We start from the raw sequence: 17,780 nt of genomic DNA, 5'->3' as shown, positions 1-17,780 counted from the left end.
CAGGACGGGGATTAGGCCTCCACCTGGAGGCTTTCGGGGTCCAGGTTGGTGTAGACGTTCTGCACGTCGTCCAGGTCCTCGAGGGCCTCCACCAGCCGCAGGACCTTGGCCGCCTCCTCGGGGGGAAGGGCCACCACGTTCTGGGGACGCTGGATGACCTCGGCGTCCTCCACCCGGATGCCCCGGGCCTTCAGGGCCTCGGCGATGCGGAAGACCTCGCCGGGCTCGGTGTAGATGGTGAGGCTTTCCCCTTCCTCCTCGAGGTCCAGGGCCCCCAGCTCAATGGCGGCCTCCTGGGCGGCCTCGGTGTTCTCCGAGACGATGACCCCCCGCTTCTCAAACTGCCAGGCCACGCTCCCGGAGGTGCCCAAAGAGCCCCCGTACTTGCCGAAGACGTGGCGCACCTCGCCGGCGGTGCGGTTGCGGTTGTCGGTGAGGGCGTAAACCAAGACGGCCACGCCCCCCGGGGCGTACCCCTCGTAGACGATCTCCTCGTACTGCTCGGCGCCCTCGCCGCCTCCTTGGAGCTTGGCGAGAAGGCGCTCAATGTTCTCCATGGGCACGTCGTCGGCCCGGGCGGCCTCAATGGCGTTGCGTAGCTGGACGTTGGCCTCGGGGTAGGGGCTTCCCCCCGCCCGGGCGGCCGCTTGGATGGCCCGGAGGTGCTTGGAGATGATCTTGCCGCGCTTCAGGTCGTTGGCGGCCTTTTTGCGTTTGATCTGCGCCCACTTGCTATGACCGGCCATGGCTCACCCCATCCATTATAGCCAGTTCCTCCAGAACCCTTTCCGCCAGGCGCTCCCCCGCCTCGCGCAAGGGGTGGAAGAGGAGGTCCACGCCGGCGGCCTTCAGGGCGGGGTCCTCCTCCAGGTGGAAGCTGGTGGCGGCCACCAGGCCCCCGAAGCCCCGCTCCTTGATCCAGCGGGCGGCGAGGAGCTTGGCCTCCAGGTCGGGCAGGGCCAGGACCACCGCCTTGAGCCCCGAGAGGTCCAGCCTCTCCCAAAGCTCCGGGTCCTCGGCGTCGCCGTAGAGGACCCTCCGGCCCTTGGCCCGGTGGCGCTCCACCTTCTCCGGGTCGGCGTCCAGGCCCACGGGCCTTTCCCCCCTCGCCTCCAGGATCCGGTAGACGGCCCCTCCGGTGCGGCCCATACCGACGATGAGGGCCGTGGCCCCGTCCAGGCCTTGGGGCTCCTGGTCGGGGTGGGGGCCTCGGCGCTCCAGGCGGAGGAGGAGGGGCTCCAAACGGCGGTAAAGGGAGTGGCTGTGGCGGGCCGGGGGGGCCGAGAGCACCATGGAAAGGGCCACCGTCAGGGCCAGGGTGGCCAGGCCCAGGGGCAGAAGCCCCGCCCGCTCCAGGGCCACGCCCACGATCAGGGCGAACTCCGAGTAGTTACCCAGATAGACCCCGGCCACGAAGCCCGTGCGGGCCCGGAGGCCCAGGAGGAGGAAGAGGAGGAAGAAGAGGGGGGCCTTGAGGAGGGAGAGGAGGAGAAGCCCAAAGAGAGGCCCCACCTCCACGTCCGCCAGGCCCTGCTTCATGCCGATCTCCAGGAAGAAGGCCACCAAAAAGGCCTCCTTGAGGCTCCAGAGGGCCTTGGCCATCTCCGCCCCCTTGGCGTGGCCCGAGAGGAGGGCCCCCATGAAGAGGGCCCCCAGCTCGGGGGAAAGCCCGAGCTGGCGGAAGCCCTCCCCGCCCAGGAGGGCCAGGCCCAGGCCGAAGAGGACCAGGAGCTCGTCGTGGCCGCTTTTTTCCAGGAGCCAGGCCAAAAGGAAGCGCAGGAGGGGAAAGAAGAGGAGGAGGAGGGCCCAGGGGCTCACCGCCTTGGCCCCGTAGAGGGCGAGAAGGCCCACGGCCACCAGGTCCTGCAGGATGAGGATGCCGATGGCCAGCCGGCCGTGGTAGGCGGTGAGCTCCCTTTTGTCCTCCAGGAGCTTGAGGACCATGACGGTGCTAGAGAAGCCCAGGGCCAGGGCCAGAGGGAAAAGCCCCACGAGGGGCAGGGCCAGAAGGCTGAAGAGGAGGAGGGAAAGCCCTCCCACGCCCAGGACCCGGGCCTCGAGGAGGTCCTTGAGCCTGAGCTTCAGGCCCACGCTGAAGAGGAGGAGGAGAACCCCCATCTCGGCGGCGTGGGCCAAGAACTCGGTCTCCCGGAAGCCCAGGGTGTGCAGGCCAAAGCCCGCCCCCAAATACCCCACCAGGGGGGGGAGGCCCAGGCGGTTAGCCAGGAGGCCGAGGGCGAAGGCGGCGGCCACCCAGAGGGCCTCCATGCCCCAAGGGTAGCATAACCCAAGTTGCTACCTACCCCCTGGGCCAGAAAAAATAGTGGCCGCTATGCTTTCGCGCACCATAGCGGCCTTTTGCATCATAGACGACGCCCTCCAGGCAATGGGCCACAAGGACGAGCCCCAGACCAAGGTTCCCTCCAGCGTCATCCTTACCCTCGCCATACTCGCCGCCATGGAACTCGGTGGCAAGCACAACAAAGCCCTGGCCCTCGCCAAAGACCTGAACCTCTTCACCCACGTCCCCTCCCCAAGCCGCTTCAACCGCAGGCTCCACGCCCTCTACCCCCTCTACCCCCTCTACCCCCTCTTCCTGCCCCTCCTTCACCTCCTCTCCCAGGTCTGGAAGAACCTCCACCAGGCCCAGGCCTACGCCTTGGACACCTTCCCCCTCCCCGCCTGCGGGAACATCCGCGCACCCCGCTCCCGACTACGCTGCTTTCCCGTCAGGGAAACACCTGGAGGACCTGCTTCGGGAGGCGCAGGGGATCGTTCCCATGGTCATCCGCAGGGGGAACAGTCGGCGGTATGTGCCCTGGTTGCAGTACCTGGCCATCGTGGGGCGGAGGGTGGTGGAGAATGTGAGGGGCATGTTGCACGCCATGTTTCCCCGGCGCATTCACGCCGTGACCCAAGAGGGCTTCGTCATCAAGGTGCTCTCCTTCGTCTTGGCCCACAACCTGAAGCTTCTAACTCAGGAAATGGCTTAGGTAGCAACTTGGGTTATAATAGCCCCCGGCGAAGAGCCATGGGAGGTGGAGATGAAACGGGTTTTGACGCTTATCGCGGTGCTGGCCCTGGGCCTGAGCCTGGCCCAGGTTCGGGTAGGGATCGCCTTTGACGCCGGCGGCAAGTTTGACCGCTCCTTCAACCAGTCCGCCTGGGAAGGGGCGCAGAAGGCGGCCAAGGAGCTCGGGGTCAAGCTCTTTGACTTTGAGCCCGCCGACCCCTCCCAGGTGGGGCAGGGCATCCGCACCTTCGCCGAGGAGGGGTTTGACCTGGTGATCGGCGTGGGCTTCGCCAACGAGCCCGCCATCACCGCCACCGCCAAGGAGTTCCCCAAGGTGAAGTTCGCCGTCATTGACGCCGTGCCCGGGGAAGGGAAGCTACCCAACGCCGTGGGCCTGGTCTTCCGCGAGCACGAGGGGAGCTTCCTGGTGGGCTACATCGCCGGCAAGATGACCCGCACCGGGGTGGTGGGCTTCATCGGCGGCATGGACATCCCCCTCATCCACAAGTTTGAGGCGGGCTTCCGGGCCGGGGCCGAGTACGCCTTCAGGGAGGACAAGATCCAGGGCAGGGTCCTGGTGGGTTACGTGGGCAACACCCCCGCCGCCTGGAACGACCCCGCCAAGGCCAAGGAGATCGCCGCCAGCCAGGTGCGCCAGGGGGCCGACATCATCTACGCCGCTGCCGGCGGCTCGGGCCTGGGCCTCATTGACTACGTGAAGCAGGCCAAGTGCCTCAGGGAGGGGGGCAACGTCAGGTTCGTCCGCAAGGCCGACCCCTACGCCAAGGTGCCCAAGTACGCCGACTACGAGAGGGCTTGTGGCAAGGACGGCACCAAGGCCACACCCCTCTTTTTCATCGGCGTGGACGCCAACCAGAACTACCTGGGGGACACCGACAACAACCCCGCCACCCTGAACCACGGCCTCACCTCCATGCTGAAGCGGGTGGACGTGGCCACCTACGAGGTCATCAAGAGCGTGGTGCAGAAGACTTTCAAGGGCGGGGTCAGGGAGTTCGGCCTCGCCAACAACGGGGTGGGCTACGCCCTGGACCAGTACAACAAGGCCCTGATCCCCGCAGGCGTGGTCAGCAAGCTGGAACTCCTGAAGCAGCAGATCATCAAGGGCCAGATCAAGGTTCCTGAGAAGCGCTAGCGCTTTGGCCAGGCCGGGGGCCTAGGGGTCCCCGGCCTTTGCCTTATACTTCAGCCGTGTCTAAGGCGCTTCTCCTTAGGGACATCACCAAGCGCTTCCCCCTGGTCCTGGCCAACGATCGCATCAGCCTGGACCTGGAGTGGGGGGAGGTGCTGGCCTTGGTGGGGGAAAACGGGGCGGGCAAGTCCACCCTGATGAAGATCGTCTACGGCCTCCAGCCGGCGGACGAGGGGGAGATGTGGGTGGACGGGAAGCCCTACAAACCCAGAAGCCCCCAGGATGCCATCCGGGCGGGGATCGGCATGGTGCACCAGCACTTCATGCTGGTGGAGCCCTTCACGGTGCTGGAGAACCTGGTCCTGGGCCTGGAGCCGGGAAGCTCCCTCTTCCTGAACCTGGAGATGGCCCGGGAAAAGGCCCAGAGGCTCATGGAGGAGCTGGGCTTCCAGGTGCCCTTGGACGAGAAGGTAGAGAACCTCCCCGTGGGCCTGCAACAGCGGGTAGAGATCCTCAAGGCCCTCTACCGGGAGGCCCGGATCCTGATCCTGGACGAGCCCACCGCCGTACTCACCCCCCAGGAGGCCGAGGAGCTTTTCCGCTTCCTCAGGACCTACGTGGCCAAGGGGAACGCCGTCATCTTCATCAGCCACAAGCTCAAGGAGGTCCTGGAGGTCTCGGACCGCATCACCGTGGTCCGGGACGGCAGGGTGGTGGGCACGGTGAAAACCCGGGAAACCTCGGTGGAGGCCCTGGCCCGGATGATGGTGGGCCGGGAGGTGGTCCTCAGGGTGGAAAAGGGCCCCGCCAGGCCGAAAGAGGTGGTCCTGGAGGTGGAGGGCCTCGAGGCCCCGCCCCGCCTCAAGGGGGTGAGCTTCAGCGTGCGGGCTGGGGAGATCGTGGGCATCGCCGGCGTGGAGGGCAACGGCCAGACGGAGCTGGTGGAAGCCCTCACCGGGCTCCGCCGCTACCGGGGGGTGGCCCGCTACCTGGGCAAGCCCCTTCCCTCCTCGGCCCGGGAGGTGCGGGCGCTTCTGGTGAGCCACATCCCCGAAGACCGCCTAGCCCGGGGCCTGGTCCTGGACTTCTCCGTCAGGGAGAACGCCATCCTAGGGGACCAGCACCGCCCTCCCTTCCGGGGCTTCCTGGGCTTCCTGGACGAAGGCGCCATGGAGGCCCACGCCAGGGCCCTGGTGGAGGAGTTTGACGTCCGCCCCCGCTCAACCGAGCTCTCCGCCAGGCGCTTCTCCGGGGGCAACCAGCAGAAGATCGTGGTGGGGCGCGAGCTCCTCAGAGGCCCCAGGCTCCTCATCGCCGCCCAGCCCACCCGGGGCGTAGACGTGGGGGCCATTGAGTTCATCCACAAGGAGCTGGTGGCGGCCCGGGACCAGGGCCTGGCGGTGCTTCTGGTCTCCGCCGACCTCTCCGAGATCCTGGCCCTCTCCGACCGCATCCTGGTCATGTACGGGGGCCGGATCATGGGGGAGCTCACCCCCCAGGAGGCCACGGAGGAGCGCCTGGGCCTCTTGATGGCAGGTATCTCCGCCTAAGTGCCCGCGCTTTGTTGCGCACCATGGGGTGCCCAAGTCGGGGCTGGGGAAGGGTTTTTTGGGGCCCCCACCGCGGCGAAAGCCGCGGTGGGGTACTTTAGTCGCGGAACTCCCCCTGGACCCCGAAGAGGACCACCACCTCCCCCGTCCTCAGGCTGTAGCGGACCCTTTCCCCCCGCACGAACCCCTTCTCGTCCCGGCTCTCCACCCCGCCAAAGAGGTAGGCGTACCCCTCCTTCTCGTGAAGGAGGGCCCTTTGGGCCTTGGTGGTGCGCCCGCCCTGGGTGAGCTCCACGCCCCCCAAAAGCCAAAGTCGGTCCTCGTCCAGGAGGTAGCGGAGGCTTCCCGCCCGGCCCTTTAGGGGCTTCTCTCCCTCCCTTTGGACCTCGAGGGGGCCTTCCAGAAGGGCCTCCCCGGTCTCATTCCGGTAGAGGAGGCGGCTTCCCTTGACCCGCACCGCCCCTTGGGCCACCAGGACCTCCCCGGGCCTGGGGTCCACCTGAAGCCGCCCCTCCTCCTCCAGGTACCGGGCCTCCCCGCCGGAGAGGAAGAGGTTCTCCTCCCCGCCCCGCTCTACCACGCCCAGGCTTCCCCGGGCCTCCACCTCCTCGCCCAGGCGCACCTCCACGCCCTTGGGGTCGTAGAGGACGAGGCGCAGGTAGCGCTCCCCCTCCTTCCCCGCCCGCCTTAAGCGCATGAGGTAGGGCAGGCCCTCCCGCTCCCAGTCCGGGTTGTAGGCGGCCTCCACCTCCTCCCCCACCTGCAACCCTTCCTCCACGGCGCTTCCCCCATCTCGGAAGAAGACCCTCTCCCCCACCCGCACCCGGTCTTCCGAAAGGGCAAGGAGCGTTCCTCGGTAGAGGTCCCCGTAGTCGGCGTAGAAGAGGCTTCCCTCCTCCCCGCTCACCCAGGCCACCACCTTCTTTTCCTTGCGGGTTAGCTCCACCTGGGGCCGGAAGATCTCCTGGGCCAAGGCCAGAGCTACGACCAGGGCGAGAAGGAGGATTCGGCCCACTACTTCTCCCCGAGCTTTTTAAAGTCCTCGAGGGGCAGGCGGAAGGGCTTGCCGTAGACCCGAACCTGGCGCCGGTTCACGTTGTGGAGGAGGGTGGAGCCGGAAAGCCTGAAGCCTTCCTTCTTGTTCTCGCTCACCGCCGGCCTGCCCAGGACGATGGCCTCCCCGGTGGTGTCGTCGTAGTACAGGCTATCCCCGGTGGTCAACAGGTCCCCGTCCTGGAGCCGCACCCCCCCGGTGGCGATGAGCCTCTTGGGCCCGGTGAGACTTCGCACCTCCTTGGCCCGGATCACCAGGTCCCCCTCCCTGCGCTTGCGGGTGAGGACCACCTCCTTGGCATCGGTGAAGACGGCCAGGCCCTTCTCCTCCTCGTAGTAGACGAAGCCCGCCCGGCCCTCCTGGTTGCCGCTTTTTAAAAGGGCGTTTTCGCTGGTGGAGGTGTCGGTGTCCACCTGGAAGGTCATGCGGTCCGCCGCCACCTCCACCGGGTCCTCCCCGGGCCTGGGTTCCTGGCTCATCCTGGCGGGGCCTAGAAGCTCCCCTTCCCCCGTCTTCTCCCGGTAGACCAGGGTGGGCCCCCGGGCCTCCACCCGGCCCCTTCGCACCACCACGCCCCCCTCAAAGCGGGCCTCCCTCTCCCCTTCCGCCTCCTGCATGGTCTTGCCCTTGGGCGCGAGGAGGGTGGCCCTGGGGGCCTGGATCTCCAGGTCCTTGACCCGCCCCCTCACCCCCCCCTCAAAGGTCCAGGGGCCAAAGCGCAGGTCCCCGGAAAGCCTTCCCCCCTCCACCTGGATGACCCGGACGCTGGAGGCCGCCAAACTGACGCCGAAAAGCAACAGCCAGAAGGCCTTTCTCATGAGCTTCCTCCTTCCACGGTGCAAGGACCAAACGCCCCCCCTGCGGGGAACTCAAACCGGGGGCTCCCCGCCTCTATCCTCTGCAGGGCGAAGTCGGAGCGGAAGTCCAAAGCCTCCCCCCGGAGGTTGGGGGCCTCTATCCGCACCCAGGGGGCGGCGAACCCCTCCTTCTGCCGGATGAGGACCTCCCCCCTCCCGGGGGCGGAAAGCTCCAGGCGGTAGCACCCCTTGAGGATCTCCACCCGGGCGTAGGGGGCGCGGAGGTTGTCGCCCGCCTCCACCACCACCTCGGGGGCGAAGAGGCGGAGGTCCAGCCGCCCCTCCACGTACCGGGCCCCGGAAAGCCCCCCCCGGATGCGGAAAAGCCCCTTTTCCTCCACCATCTCCTGGGCCGTGAAGCGCCACTCCACCCCCTTTTCCTCGGGGAAAAGGGTGAACTCCACGCCCAGCAGGCGCACCTCCGGGCGCGCCTCGGGCGCCTGGGGAGGGCGGGCCAAAAGCGCCAGGACCAGGGCGAGGAGAAGGGCCAGGGGGAGAAGATAGCGCCCCACGCCCCTCACCATAGTCCAAACTCCTTGAGAAACATGACGCCTAGCCCAACACGTCCCTGGGATTCCCCCGCACCCGCAGGTTGACCCAGGTCTTGCGCAGGCGAAGGAGGGCCTTCAAGGGACGGTAGAGGGGGGAGAGGGGCAGGGCGTAGGCGGGGAACTGGACCCTTTGGCCCCCAAAGCCTTCCTTAAAGCGGAAGATCCCCTCGGCGTGGCTCCCCTCCGGGTTTCTGGGCACCCCCCAGAGGTCGTAGATGCGGTAGCCCCGGGCCAGGCCGTGGCGGATGGCCGCCAGGTGCATCCCCATGGGGGCCTTGGCCTCGAGGTGCTTGCGGGCGCTTCCCCCATAGAGGTAGTCCACTTTGCCGGCGAAGGCTACGAAAAGGCCCGCTGCCAGGGCCTCCCCGTCCTTCCTGGCCAGGGCCAGAAAGGCCTCGCCCAAAGGCTGGTTCATCTCCCTCAGGACGGCCCGGTAGTAGGCCTCGCTGTGCTGGAGGAGCTTGGCCCGGCGGTTGGTCTCCTCAAAAAGGCGGAAAAACTCGGGGAAGGCCTCTTCGCCCTCTATGGAAAGCGCCACCCGCTTCGTGGCCAGGCGGGCGTTCCGGCGGTGCATCTCCTTCATGCCCTTTAAAAGGGCCTCCTCCCCCTGGGTGAGGTCCAGCCAGAGGGAGTAGCCGGGCTGGACCGGCTCCTCGGGCAAGAGGCCCGGGAAAGCGGGTGGGGCCTCCTCGGCGGGAAGGCCCGCCTCCGGCTCCAGGACCAGGTGGGTACCCCTCACCCCCTGGGCCAGGGCCCGGGCTACCCGGGGAAGGTCCTCCAAGGCGAGGAGGGCGGGCCCCCTGGGGGCGTAGGCCAGGCAGAGACCCCCCGGCAAAGCCTTGAGGAGGACCTGGGCGGCCCCTATGGGCCTTCCCTCCTCCAGGACCAAAAGGCGCTTGGGCTCCCAGCCGGAGAGGCGCTTGACCTCCCCCCAGCCCCAGGACTGCAGGGCGCTGGTGATGGGGAAGCCCGCCACCACCTGGTTCCAGGCCTCGGGTTCGCGGATCTCCAAAAGCTCCGGCACCCCTCAAGCATAGAGAAGGGAGGCCAGCTCTTCCACCAGGCCGTTCCCCTCCAAGGGAAGCCTCTTGGCCTCCAGGTAGGCCTTCAGGGCCCCGGCCAGGCGGGGGTCCTGGACCCGGGCAGCCCGCTCGGCGATGGGCACCAGGGGCCAGCCGTAGGCCAGGTGGCCCAGGAGGTCGTAGAGGTCGTAATCCCCGGGGAGGACCCGCCTCACGAGGGCCTCGGTCCAGCCCTTGGCCATGAGGTTCTGGATAAGGGCCTTCCGGCTTGCGGTCTTGCGCCAGAGGGCCTGGAAGCGGCCCTCCTCGGGCATGGCCTGGCGCAGGCGGGCCCGCACTTCCTCCAAGGAGGCCGCCCGCTCCCCGCCGGGGAGGAGGTAGCCCTCCCGGGCGAGGAGGCCTTCCACCGCCTGCTTCAGCCTGCGGCCCGAGATGGGCTTTTCCAGAAAGAGGTCGGCCCCCAGGGCCTTGCCCGCCCCCTCCAGCTCCCGCCCCCCGCCCGTGAAGAGGATCACGGGCACCCTGGCAAGCCGCCGCACCGCCCGGATGCGGCCCAGGAGGGTGAGGCCGTCCATATCCGGCATCATGATGTCCAGGATGATGAGGTCCGGGGTCTCCTCTTTGAGGCGGGCCAGGGCCTCCCTGGCGCTTTCCGCCAGAACCACCTCGTGGCCCGAGCCCGAAAGGAGGACCTCGAGGAGGTACCGGATCCCCGGATCGTCATCCACCACCAAGAGCCTCGCCACCTCCTCCATGGTATGAGGGAAAAGGCGAAGGCGCAAAGAAAGGGCCGTGTACCATGGAGGGTATGAGGATCGCCTTCCAGGGCACCGAGGGCGCCTACAGCGAGGAGGCCCTCCTGAAGACCTTTCCCGGGGCCATGCCCCTGGGCTTTCCCACCTTCCACCAGGTCTTTGAGGCGGTGGAAGGCGGCGAGGCCGACCTGGGCGTGGTGCCCGTGGAGAACACCACCGCCGGCAGCATCAACCAGACCTACGACCTTCTCCTGGAAAGCGACCTCCACGTGGTGGGGGAGATCGTCCACCGGGTGGAGCACTGCCTCCTGGCCCCTAAAGGCACGGAGCTCAAGGACCTGAAGGCGGTGAAGAGCCACCCCCAGGCCCTGGCCCAGTGCGACGGCTTCCTGGCCCGGCTCCGCCTCACGCCTATCCCGGTCTTTGACACCGCCGGGGCGGCCAAAAGCCTGGCCGAGGCCCCCGAGCCCGGGGTGGGGGCCATCGCCTCGAGGCGGGCCGCCGAGCTTTACGGCCTGGAGATCCTGGCGGAAAACATTGAGGACTACCCCCACAACTACACCCGCTTCTTCGTCATCGGCCGGGAAGAGGCCAAGCGGGGGGAAGGCCCCTACAAGACCAGCGTGGTCTTCGCCGTGCGCCACCGCCCCGGGGGGCTTTTAGAGGCCCTTTCCGCCTTCGCCGAGGCAGGGGTGAACCTCACCAAGCTGGAGTCCAGGCCCAGGCGGGACAAGCCCTTCAGCTACCTCTTCTACCTGGACCTGGAGGGCCACGTGGAGGACCCGGGGCCCGCCCAGGCCCTCCTCACCCTCCTCCGCCGGGCCGCCTTCCTGAAGGTGCTGGGCTCCTACCCCGCCTACAAAAACGGGGGCTAGCCGGGGCGCACGTCCACCACCCGCTTCCCAGCGGCCTTCAGGCGCTCGGGCACCCCTTCCACATCCTCGCCCACCACCCTCATGACCAGGCGCTGGTACCCGTCCAGGTGGGCGGCGGTGGCGATGGAGACGATGTTGGCGGGGGGAACCGCCTGGGCCATCTGGGCCAGGGCCCCGGGGATGTCGGGGATGTCCACGGTGATGCGCAGGCCGCCAAGCCGGAGGCCCAGCACCTCAATGAAAGCCCGGAGCACGTCGGTGACGGTGATGATCCCCACCAGCTTGTCCCCTTCCATCACCGGCAGGCCCCCGATTTTCTTCTCCTCCATGATCAAAGCGGCCTTCTCCAGGGGCTCGTCGGCCCCCACGGTGACCACCGGCTTGGCCATCACCTCCTCCACCGTGAGCTTGGAGAGGAGGTAGTTCATCTCCCAGACGGAAAGGGTGGTGGCCTTGGAGGGCATGGCGTCCTTGAGGTCCTTGTCGGTGACCAGGCCCAAGAGCTTCCCGTCCTTGACCACCGGGAGGCGGCGGAACTTCTTCTGCTTCAACAGGTTAATGGCCTCCAATACCGGGGTATCCGGGCTCACGGTGAGGGGGTCCTTGGTCATCCAGTCCCTGACCAGCATGTTCCACCTCCGATTCCAATCTATACCTGGTCCCCGGTGAAAAATGTCCCCATCCGGGGATCCCGGACGGGGGAGGAAGGTCTGGGGCTAACGCAGGTTGGCCCCGATCACCGTGCGGCCGAAACGCCCGCCGCCAAAGGCGTAGAAGTACTCCCCATCCACGAAGAAGCCGGTGCGGGGGTCAAGGAGGAACTCCACCCCCAAGGAGAGCTGGAGGCCCAAATCGGCGTTCCCCCCACCGGGGAGGAGCATGCCCAACCCCCCGCCGAAGTAGGGGCGGATGCCCCTCAGGTCGCGGTTCACCTGGCCCAGGTCGGGCTTGAAGAGGACCTCTCCTGCCGCCAAGAAGCTGGGGCCAGAGGGGAAGAGGTCCCCATAGCCCCGGAAGGCCAGGTTCCGCTCCAGGGGAGCCTCGAGGCCCACCCCCAGGCCCGCCGGGGGCAGGGAGAGGCGGAAGGACACCGCCCGCTGGGCCAAGCCCAGACCGCTCAGAGCCAAAAGGGCCAAAAGCAAGAGACCTTTGCGCTCAATCCCACCTCCACCCGCATCCTACCCCCGGCGTTCCTTTAGGCGAAAGGGGGACCGCTCTCACCCTGGGCTAACCGAAGCCCCCTAAGCTTAGGCCCATGAAGCGGCTTCCCTTAGCGGCCCTCTTCCTGGCCTTAGGCGCTCTCCTCACCCCCATGCTGGCCCAGAACAAAAACGTGGCCACCCGCATTGGCTTCGTGGACGCCGACGCCCTGGTCCAGGCCCACCCCGACTACAAGAAGGTGCAGGACGTCCAGGCCCAGGCCCGCAAGGAGCTTTCCCCTCTGGAGGAGAGGCTCAAGCCCCTGGACCAGAAGGTGCGCAGCGGCCAGGCCAGCGCCAAGGAGCGCCAGGACTACGAGGCCCTGGCCAAGACCTACCAGGACACCCTGAAGAAGTGGCAGGACCGGCAGAACACGGTGCTGAAGCCCATCCTGGAGGACGTGGACCGGGCCATCGCCAAGGTGGCCAAGGCCCAGGGCTTCGCCGTGGTCATGAGCCGCCAGGTGGCGGCCCAGTCCGGGCTGGTGGTCTACGCCGACGAGGACACCGACCTCACCCAGGCCGTCATCAAGGAGCTGAAGCGCTAAAGCCTTCCCCAACCTTCGCCGTGGCCCCGGCCACGGCGAAGCTTTTATAATGCCTCCGATGGCCAAGCGGAAGCCCGCCGTCAAACCCGACCGCGACCTCGAGGCCCACGCCGCCCTCATAGGCGCGGTGGGCTTCTTCCTCCTGGCCCCCCTCTTCCTCCCCACCGCCCTCTTTGGCACCTTTCTGCGGGAAAACTTCTACGGCTTCCTGGGGCTTCCCGCCTACCTCCTTCCCCCAAGCCTCTTCCTGATAAGCTACGCCCTCCTCCGCCACCGCCCCTTAAAGCCCCTCCTTCGCCACCTCCTCTTGGCACACCTCCTGGCCCTCACCCTAACCCCCCTCCTCCCCCTGGGAAGCCTGGGCCTGGGGCTCAGGCGGGCCCTCGAGGCCCAGGCGGGGGTCCTGGGCCTCCTCCTCCCCCTCCTCCTCGCCAGCCTGGTCCTGGACCTCTGGCTGAACAAGCGCCCCTTCCACCTCCTCCTCACCCTCTTCCGCCTGGGGGTGGAGGGCGTGCGCCGGGTCCGCTACGCCTTGAAGACCCTCCTCCTCAGGGCCAGGATCCACCAGCTGGGCCGCCTCTACCCCGAGCACACCGCCCTCAAGGCCTTAGCCAAGACCCTCTCCCCCGAGGAGCTCCCTGAGGTGGAAAAGGCCCTCAAGGCCTTCCTGGAAGAGCGGGCCCGGGAGCTGGAAAAGCGCCTGGCCGAGGAAGCGAGGCCCCTGGAGCCCAGGCTCCAGGCCCTCCTCCAGGCCCTAAAGAACCCCATCCCCGGGGAAGGCCCCCTGAGGGACGCCCTAGAGGAAAGGCGGGCCGCCCTTCACCTAGAGGCCCAAGCCCTCATGGCCCGGCTCAAGCGGCTCCAGGACCCTCCCAAGGTGACCCCCAGCCTGCGGGGCCTCCTGAAGGGGCGCCGCCTCTTGGAAGAAAGGCGGGCGCTCTGGGAAGAGGCGGCGGGCCTCCTTCAGGACCTGGAGGCCCGCCAGGGTGAGCTGGCCCGCTTCTTCTCCTACCTGGAGGCTTCGCCCCAGGTAGCCAAGGAGGCCCTGCGGGCCCTCCTCACCGGAAGCGAGCCCCCCATCATCCCCAAGGCGGAAGCCCCCCCTCCTGAGCCCGAGGCCCCGGAGCCCTTTGACCTGGACCTAGTCTTCCCCGAACCCGAGCCTAGGCCCAAGGAGGCCAAGCCCAGGCGCCAGGAGGCCCCCGCCACCGTGGCCAGCCTGGCCCTGCCCACGCCGGATCTCCTGGACCCCTCCGAGCCCAAGGCCAAGAGCCGGGCCCTGGAAGAGGAGGCGGAGAGGATGCGGCAGGCCATCGCCGAAACCCTGAGGCAGTTCGGGGTCCAGGCGGAGGTGGTGGGGTACGCCCGGGGTCCCTCCGTGACCCGCTACGAGCTCCTCCCCGCCCCCGGGGAGAAGATCAGCCGCATCCAGAGCCTGCAGAACGACCTGGCCCGGGCCCTGGCGGTGGGCGCGGTGCGGATAGAAGCCCCCATCCCCGGCAAGAACACCGTGGGCCTCGAGGTCCCCAACCCCAAAAGGGAGCTGGTCCGCTTTTCCGAGGCCGTCCTCTCCCCCGCCTTCCAGAACGCCAAGGGCCTCCTACCCCTGGTCCTGGGCAAGAGCATTGAGGGGGAGATCTGGGTGCGGGACCTGGCCAAAATGCCCCACCTCCTCATCGCCGGCTCCACGGGAAGCGGCAAGAGCGTGGCCATCAACACCCTGATCACAAGCCTCCTCTTCAAGCACCTCCCCACCTCCTTGCGCCTCCTCCTCATTGACCCCAAGATGGTGGAGCTCACCCCCTACGAGGGGATCCCCCACCTGGTGCGCCCGGTGGTGACGGCCCCCGAGGAGGCGGCCGGGGTCCTGCAGGGGGCGGTGGCCCACATGGAGAGGCGCTACCGGCTGATGAGCCAGGTGGGGGCCAGAAACCTGGAGCAGTACAACGCCAAGGTCGGTCCCGAGGAGGCTTTGCCCTACCTGGTCATCGTGGTGGACGAGCTGGCGGACCTCATGATGACCGCCCCCAAGGAGGTGGAAAGCGCCATCCTGCGCCTGGCCCAGATGGCCCGGGCCACGGGGATGCACCTCGTCCTGGCCACCCAGCGCCCCAGCGTGGACATCCTCACCTCCCTCATCAAGGTGAACATCCCCGCCCGGCTGGCCTTCGCCGTCTCCAGCGGCTTTGACTCCCGCACCATCCTGGACACTCAGGGAGCGGAGAAGCTCATCGGCCAGGGGGACGCCCTCTTCCACCAGCCGGGCCTGCCCAAGCCCGTGCGCCTCCAGGTGCCCTACATCTCCGAGGAGGAGGTGGCCCGCCTGGCGGGCTTCCTGCGGGCGCAAAGCTACGAGGACCGCTTCGCCGAGGCCTACGCCGCCGACTTTGAGCCCCCCAAGGCCCCTGAGGGCGCCGTGGGCGAGGTGGACTTCTCCGACCCCCTGCTCAAGAAGGCGGCGGAGATCGTGGTGGAGGAGGGCTACGGCTCCGTGAGCCGCCTCCAGCGGAGGCTCTCCGTGGGCCACGCCCGAGCCGGGAAGCTCATGGACGCCCTCGAGGCCATGGGCATCGTGGGGCCGGCCCGCGGGTCCAAGCCCAGGGAGGTCCTCATCACCAAGGAAGAGCTCAAGGACTTCTTCGGCTAGTGTGCTAACATGGACCCTTGTGGAAACGGTGCCGGGCGGGCGCTGGGTGGCGGAGATCTACGGGTGCGACCTGGACGTGCTGGAAAACCCCAGGATGGTGGAAGCGGCCCTTTTGGATGCGGTGATGCGCCTGGGGGCCCCCAAGGGCTCGGCCCAGTCGGTGGTCTACAAGTTCCACCCGCAGGGGCTCTCGGCGGCGGTGGTGAGCCCCGTGGCCGCGGTGATGATCCACACCTGGCCCGAGGATAACGCCTCCGCCACCTTGGACCTTTACTTCTACCGGGACGGCGTGGACCCCGAGGAGGTGCTGAAGGGCCTCTCCCGGGCCTTCGGGGCCAAGGAGGAGTCCGCCTTCCGCTACTGGCGGGGCACCGAGCACGCCATCAAGCGCCGCGGTTTTGGCGGGAAGGAGGGTTAGCCATGGACTACGGCATGTACTTCTTTGAGCACATCACCCCCTATGAGACCCTGGTGCGCCGCATGGAGCGGGTCATCGCCTCGGGGCGCACCCAGTATCAGGACTACTTCCTCTTTGAAACCAAGGGCTTCGGCAAGGTCCTGGTCCTGGACAAGGACGTGCAGAGCACGGAAAAGGACGAGTACATCTACCACGAGACCTTGGTCCACCCCGCCATGCTGGCCCACCCCGACCCCAGGCGGGTCCTGATCGTGGGGGGCGGGGAGGGGGCCACGCTAAGGGAGGTCCTCAAGCACCCCAGCGTGGAGCGGGCGGTCATGGTGGACATTGACGGGGAGCTGGTGGAGGTGGCCAAGGCCCACATGCCCGAGTGGCACCAGGGAGCCTTTGAGGACCCCCGCACGGTCCTGGTCATTGAGGACGCGCGGGCCTACCTGGAGCGCCACGAGGACACCTACGACGTCATCCTCATTGACCTCACCGACCCCGTGGGAGAGGACAACCCGGCTAGGCTCCTCTACACCGTGGAGTTCTACCGCCTGGTGAAAAGCCGCCTGAACCCCGGGGGGGTCATGGGCATGCAGGCGGGAATGATCCTGCTCACCCACCACCGGGTCCACCCCGTGGTCCACCGCACGGTGCGGGAGGCCTTCCGCTATGTCAGGAGCTACAAAAACCACATCCCGGGCTTTTACCTGAACTTCGGCTTCCTCCTGGCCTCGGACGCCTTTGACCCGGCGGCCTTCTCCGAGGGGGTCATAGAGGCCCGGATCCGGGAGCGGAACCTGCCTCTGCGCCACCTCACCTCCCGCTACCTCGAAGCCATGTTCGTCCTGCCCAAGGACCTGGAAGAGGCCATCGCCGAGGAGACCTTGGTCTCCACCGACCAAAACCCCTTTTACGTCACCCCTGAGGGTGAGGCCCGGCAGGCCCCTTACCGGGGCTAGGAACGTGGTAGAGTGAGCCCATGCCGCGCGCCATAGTGGCCGTAGTGCTCCTCCTGGCCCTTCTGGGCCTGGGCTGGATCTTCTTTGGACCTAAGGGGAAGAACCTGGACCCCGCTCAGGGGGCCCGGTTCGCCCTGGGCCGGGAGGACGCCCCCATCGTGGTGGTGGACTTCTCCAACTACCTCTGCGGCTTCTGCCAGCAGCACGCCCTAAACGTCCTCCCTCGTCTCAAGGCCGAGTACGTGGACACCGGCAAGGTGCGCTACCTCTTCCGCGACTTCCCCTTCCCCGGCCAAGACCAGGTGATCCGGGCGGGCGAGGCGGCCGCCTGCGCCCACGAGCAGGGCCGCTACTACGAGTACCACGAGGTCCTCTTCCGGGCGGCCCAAGCCTGGGGCAACCTCCGGGGCCAGGCCCTGGACCGCTACCTGGTGGATCTGGCGGGCCAGCTGGGCCTGGACACGGGGGCCTTCCAGAGCTGCCTGGCCTCGGGCAGGATGCGCCAAGGGGTCCTGGGCGACCAACAGCTAGCCCAGGACCTGGGCCTCACCGGCACCCCCACCTTCTTCATCGCCGGGGAGAAGCGCACGGGCTTCATGCCCTACGAGGAGTGGAAGGCCCTCCTGGACAAGGCCTTGGCCAAGTAATACCACCCCATGCTGGCCCAAGCCAGCATGGGGGCCCCGGCAAAAGGTTCCTGCTGGACTTACGCGGCCTCCACCTGCACCGGTAACAGAGGGCTCAGATCCAGGCTCAGCTTACCTGCGATGAGTCTCCGTCGGCATTGGTAGAAACTCAACCCCAGCCCCTCCCGCTGCCGCTCGGTGAGCCCATAGGCCACCAACCCCAAGGCCAGATGGGCCACCGACATTCCGCACCCCTCCCCCCATGCCTTAGGATTTTGGGATGGAAACCCCACCCAACCTACAGGTCTACGACCTGGGCCACCTGGGCCTGGTGGCTAGCGTGCTGGACAGAATCCGGCTGGTGGAGACCGTGGACCGCCTCGTGGGCCCTAGGCCCGGGGAAAAGGTCTCCACCGGGATGGCCCTCAAGGCCGCCCTCTTGAACGCCCTGGGCTTCGTCGCCTCCCCCCTCTACCTCTTCGGCCACTTCTTCCAGGGCAAGCCCACCGAGCACCTCCTGGGGAAGGGCATCACCCCCGACCTCCTCAACGACGACCGCATGGGC

Annotated in this window: 18 protein-coding genes and 2 pseudogenes; 10 read left to right on the top strand and 10 right to left on the bottom strand. The window is 67.7% G+C overall.

Annotation, left to right across the window (positions count from 1 at the left end):
* Positions 1 to 11 precede the first annotated feature (11 nt).
* Positions 12 to 746 carry a YebC/PmpR family DNA-binding transcriptional regulator gene (locus BVI061214_RS11715; protein WP_053768512.1) on the bottom strand — a complete coding sequence of 245 codons (735 nt, stop codon included), beginning with the start codon at positions 744 to 746 and terminating at the stop codon, positions 12 to 14.
* A complete protein-coding gene (locus BVI061214_RS11710) occupies positions 733 to 2,268 on the bottom strand; it encodes a cation:proton antiporter family protein (RefSeq protein WP_053768511.1) in 1,536 nt (511 codons plus the stop codon). Before BVI061214_RS11710 ends, BVI061214_RS11715 begins: the two co-directional genes overlap by 14 nt.
* 64 nt (positions 2,269 to 2,332) lie before the next feature.
* On the opposite strand from BVI061214_RS11710, the pseudogene BVI061214_RS14235 reads away from it, so the two are divergent.
* The 3 genes and pseudogenes from BVI061214_RS14235 (at position 2,333) to BVI061214_RS11695 (ending at position 5,716) form a co-directional block, all read left to right on the top strand.
* Positions 2,333 to 2,993: pseudogene (locus BVI061214_RS14235) on the top strand (transposase family protein).
* Between the two features lie 51 nt (positions 2,994 to 3,044).
* Positions 3,045 to 4,169: a BMP family lipoprotein gene (locus BVI061214_RS11700; protein WP_053768510.1), complete on the top strand. Its 1,125-nt coding sequence runs from the start codon at positions 3,045 to 3,047 to the stop codon at positions 4,167 to 4,169.
* 56 nt (positions 4,170 to 4,225) lie between these two features.
* Positions 4,226 to 5,716: an ABC transporter ATP-binding protein gene (locus BVI061214_RS11695; protein ID WP_053768509.1), complete on the top strand. Its 1,491-nt coding sequence runs from the start codon at positions 4,226 to 4,228 to the stop codon at positions 5,714 to 5,716.
* A 97-nt stretch (positions 5,717 to 5,813) separates the two neighbouring features.
* Here the strand turns inward: BVI061214_RS11695 and BVI061214_RS11690 are convergent, their stop codons facing one another.
* Genes BVI061214_RS11690 through BVI061214_RS11670 form a run of 5 tightly spaced genes read right to left on the bottom strand, consistent with a single transcriptional unit; the run spans position 5,814 to position 9,955 of the window.
* Positions 5,814 to 6,731, bottom strand: coding sequence for a hypothetical protein (locus tag BVI061214_RS11690; RefSeq protein ID WP_053768508.1), 918 nt, complete (start codon positions 6,729 to 6,731; stop codon positions 5,814 to 5,816).
* Entirely contained in the window at positions 6,731 to 7,588 is an 858-nt protein-coding gene (locus tag BVI061214_RS11685) for an LptA/OstA family protein (protein ID WP_053768507.1), read from the bottom strand. The genes BVI061214_RS11690 and BVI061214_RS11685 overlap by 1 nt, the downstream gene beginning before the upstream one ends.
* Positions 7,585 to 8,151 carry a hypothetical protein gene (locus BVI061214_RS11680; protein ID WP_003044947.1) on the bottom strand — a complete coding sequence of 189 codons (567 nt, stop codon included), beginning with the start codon at positions 8,149 to 8,151 and terminating at the stop codon, positions 7,585 to 7,587. Before BVI061214_RS11680 ends, BVI061214_RS11685 begins: the two co-directional genes overlap by 4 nt.
* Positions 8,152 to 8,179: 28 nt before the next feature.
* Positions 8,180 to 9,202 (bottom strand): lipid II:glycine glycyltransferase FemX, encoded by a 1,023-nt coding sequence (locus BVI061214_RS11675; protein WP_053768506.1) that lies wholly within the window; start codon positions 9,200 to 9,202, stop codon positions 8,180 to 8,182.
* A 3-nt stretch (positions 9,203 to 9,205) separates the two neighbouring features.
* Positions 9,206 to 9,955: a response regulator gene (locus BVI061214_RS11670; RefSeq protein WP_053768673.1), complete on the bottom strand. Its 750-nt coding sequence runs from the start codon at positions 9,953 to 9,955 to the stop codon at positions 9,206 to 9,208.
* Positions 9,956 to 10,008: 53 nt separating this feature from the next.
* Between BVI061214_RS11670 and pheA the strand changes: the two genes are divergently transcribed.
* Complete coding sequence (gene pheA, locus BVI061214_RS11665) at positions 10,009 to 10,830, top strand: prephenate dehydratase (protein ID WP_053768505.1); 822 nt, start codon at positions 10,009 to 10,011, stop codon at positions 10,828 to 10,830.
* Here the strand turns inward: pheA and BVI061214_RS11660 are convergent.
* A complete protein-coding gene (locus BVI061214_RS11660) occupies positions 10,827 to 11,459 on the bottom strand; it encodes a CBS and ACT domain-containing protein (protein ID WP_053768504.1) in 633 nt (210 codons plus the stop codon). The two genes, pheA and BVI061214_RS11660, sit on opposite strands and share 4 nt — an antisense overlap.
* 87 nt (positions 11,460 to 11,546) lie before the next feature.
* The gene (locus BVI061214_RS11655; protein WP_248841767.1) at positions 11,547 to 11,957 is read right to left on the bottom strand and encodes a hypothetical protein; all 411 of its coding nucleotides are present in this window, start codon (positions 11,955 to 11,957) and stop codon (positions 11,547 to 11,549) included.
* A gap of 128 nt (positions 11,958 to 12,085) precedes the next feature.
* On the opposite strand from BVI061214_RS11655, the gene BVI061214_RS11650 reads away from it, so the two are divergent.
* Genes BVI061214_RS11650 through BVI061214_RS11630 form a run of 5 tightly spaced genes read left to right on the top strand, consistent with a single transcriptional unit; the run spans position 12,086 to position 17,236 of the window.
* A complete protein-coding gene (locus BVI061214_RS11650; protein WP_053768502.1) occupies positions 12,086 to 12,577 on the top strand; it encodes an OmpH family outer membrane protein in 492 nt (163 codons plus the stop codon).
* A gap of 58 nt (positions 12,578 to 12,635) precedes the next feature.
* On the top strand, positions 12,636 to 15,224 hold the full coding sequence (locus BVI061214_RS11645; protein ID WP_053768501.1) for a DNA translocase FtsK: 2,589 nt from the start codon (positions 12,636 to 12,638) through the stop codon (positions 15,222 to 15,224).
* A 19-nt stretch (positions 15,225 to 15,243) separates the two neighbouring features.
* Positions 15,244 to 15,642: an S-adenosylmethionine decarboxylase gene (speD, locus tag BVI061214_RS11640; RefSeq protein ID WP_040684224.1), complete on the top strand. Its 399-nt coding sequence runs from the start codon at positions 15,244 to 15,246 to the stop codon at positions 15,640 to 15,642.
* A gap of 2 nt (positions 15,643 to 15,644) precedes the next feature.
* Entirely contained in the window at positions 15,645 to 16,589 is a 945-nt protein-coding gene (gene speE / locus BVI061214_RS11635; RefSeq protein WP_053768500.1) for a polyamine aminopropyltransferase, read from the top strand.
* 20 nt (positions 16,590 to 16,609) lie between these two features.
* A complete protein-coding gene (locus tag BVI061214_RS11630) occupies positions 16,610 to 17,236 on the top strand; it encodes a DsbA family protein (protein ID WP_053768499.1) in 627 nt (208 codons plus the stop codon).
* A 59-nt stretch (positions 17,237 to 17,295) separates the two neighbouring features.
* On the opposite strand, the pseudogene BVI061214_RS13025 reads toward BVI061214_RS11630, so the two are convergent.
* A pseudogene (locus BVI061214_RS13025) lies at positions 17,296 to 17,526 on the bottom strand (IS701 family transposase); the annotation flags it as partial.
* Between BVI061214_RS13025 and BVI061214_RS11625 the strand changes: the two are divergent.
* The coding region (locus BVI061214_RS11625; RefSeq protein WP_156303320.1) for a DUF4277 domain-containing protein at positions 17,496 to 17,780 on the top strand (285 nt) is incomplete at its 3' end. The pseudogene BVI061214_RS13025 and the gene BVI061214_RS11625 sit on opposite strands and share 31 nt — an antisense overlap.

It is taken from the genome of Thermus aquaticus, from assembly GCF_001280255.1.
In the GTDB taxonomy this organism is placed as follows: Bacteria; Deinococcota; Deinococci; order Deinococcales; family Thermaceae; genus Thermus; species Thermus aquaticus.
Note: the sequence above shows the minus strand (reverse complement) of the source record. Positions and strands in the feature narration are given on the sequence as shown.

Excerpts from the sequence above, each read along its gene's own strand:
- BVI061214_RS11715 (WP_053768512.1), bottom strand. The coding sequence starts at position 746 with ATGGCCGGTCATAGCAAGTGGGCGCAGATCAAACGCAAAAAGGCCGCC.
- BVI061214_RS11710 (WP_053768511.1), bottom strand. The coding sequence starts at position 2,268 with ATGGAGGCCCTCTGGGTGGCCGCCGCCTTCGCCCTCGGCCTCCTGGCT.
- BVI061214_RS11700 (WP_053768510.1), top strand. The coding sequence starts at position 3,045 with ATGAAACGGGTTTTGACGCTTATCGCGGTGCTGGCCCTGGGCCTGAGC.
- BVI061214_RS11685 (WP_053768507.1), bottom strand. The coding sequence starts at position 7,588 with ATGAGAAAGGCCTTCTGGCTGTTGCTTTTCGGCGTCAGTTTGGCGGCC.
- BVI061214_RS11680 (WP_003044947.1), bottom strand. The coding sequence starts at position 8,151 with ATGGTGAGGGGCGTGGGGCGCTATCTTCTCCCCCTGGCCCTTCTCCTC.
- BVI061214_RS11670 (WP_053768673.1), bottom strand. The coding sequence starts at position 9,955 with ATGGAGGAGGTGGCGAGGCTCTTGGTGGTGGATGACGATCCGGGGATC.
- pheA (WP_053768505.1), top strand. The coding sequence starts at position 10,009 with ATGAGGATCGCCTTCCAGGGCACCGAGGGCGCCTACAGCGAGGAGGCC.
- BVI061214_RS11660 (WP_053768504.1), bottom strand. The coding sequence starts at position 11,459 with ATGCTGGTCAGGGACTGGATGACCAAGGACCCCCTCACCGTGAGCCCG.
- BVI061214_RS11650 (WP_053768502.1), top strand. The coding sequence starts at position 12,086 with ATGAAGCGGCTTCCCTTAGCGGCCCTCTTCCTGGCCTTAGGCGCTCTC.
- BVI061214_RS11645 (WP_053768501.1), top strand. The coding sequence starts at position 12,636 with ATGGCCAAGCGGAAGCCCGCCGTCAAACCCGACCGCGACCTCGAGGCC.
- speE (WP_053768500.1), top strand. The coding sequence starts at position 15,645 with ATGGACTACGGCATGTACTTCTTTGAGCACATCACCCCCTATGAGACC.
- BVI061214_RS11630 (WP_053768499.1), top strand. The coding sequence starts at position 16,610 with ATGCCGCGCGCCATAGTGGCCGTAGTGCTCCTCCTGGCCCTTCTGGGC.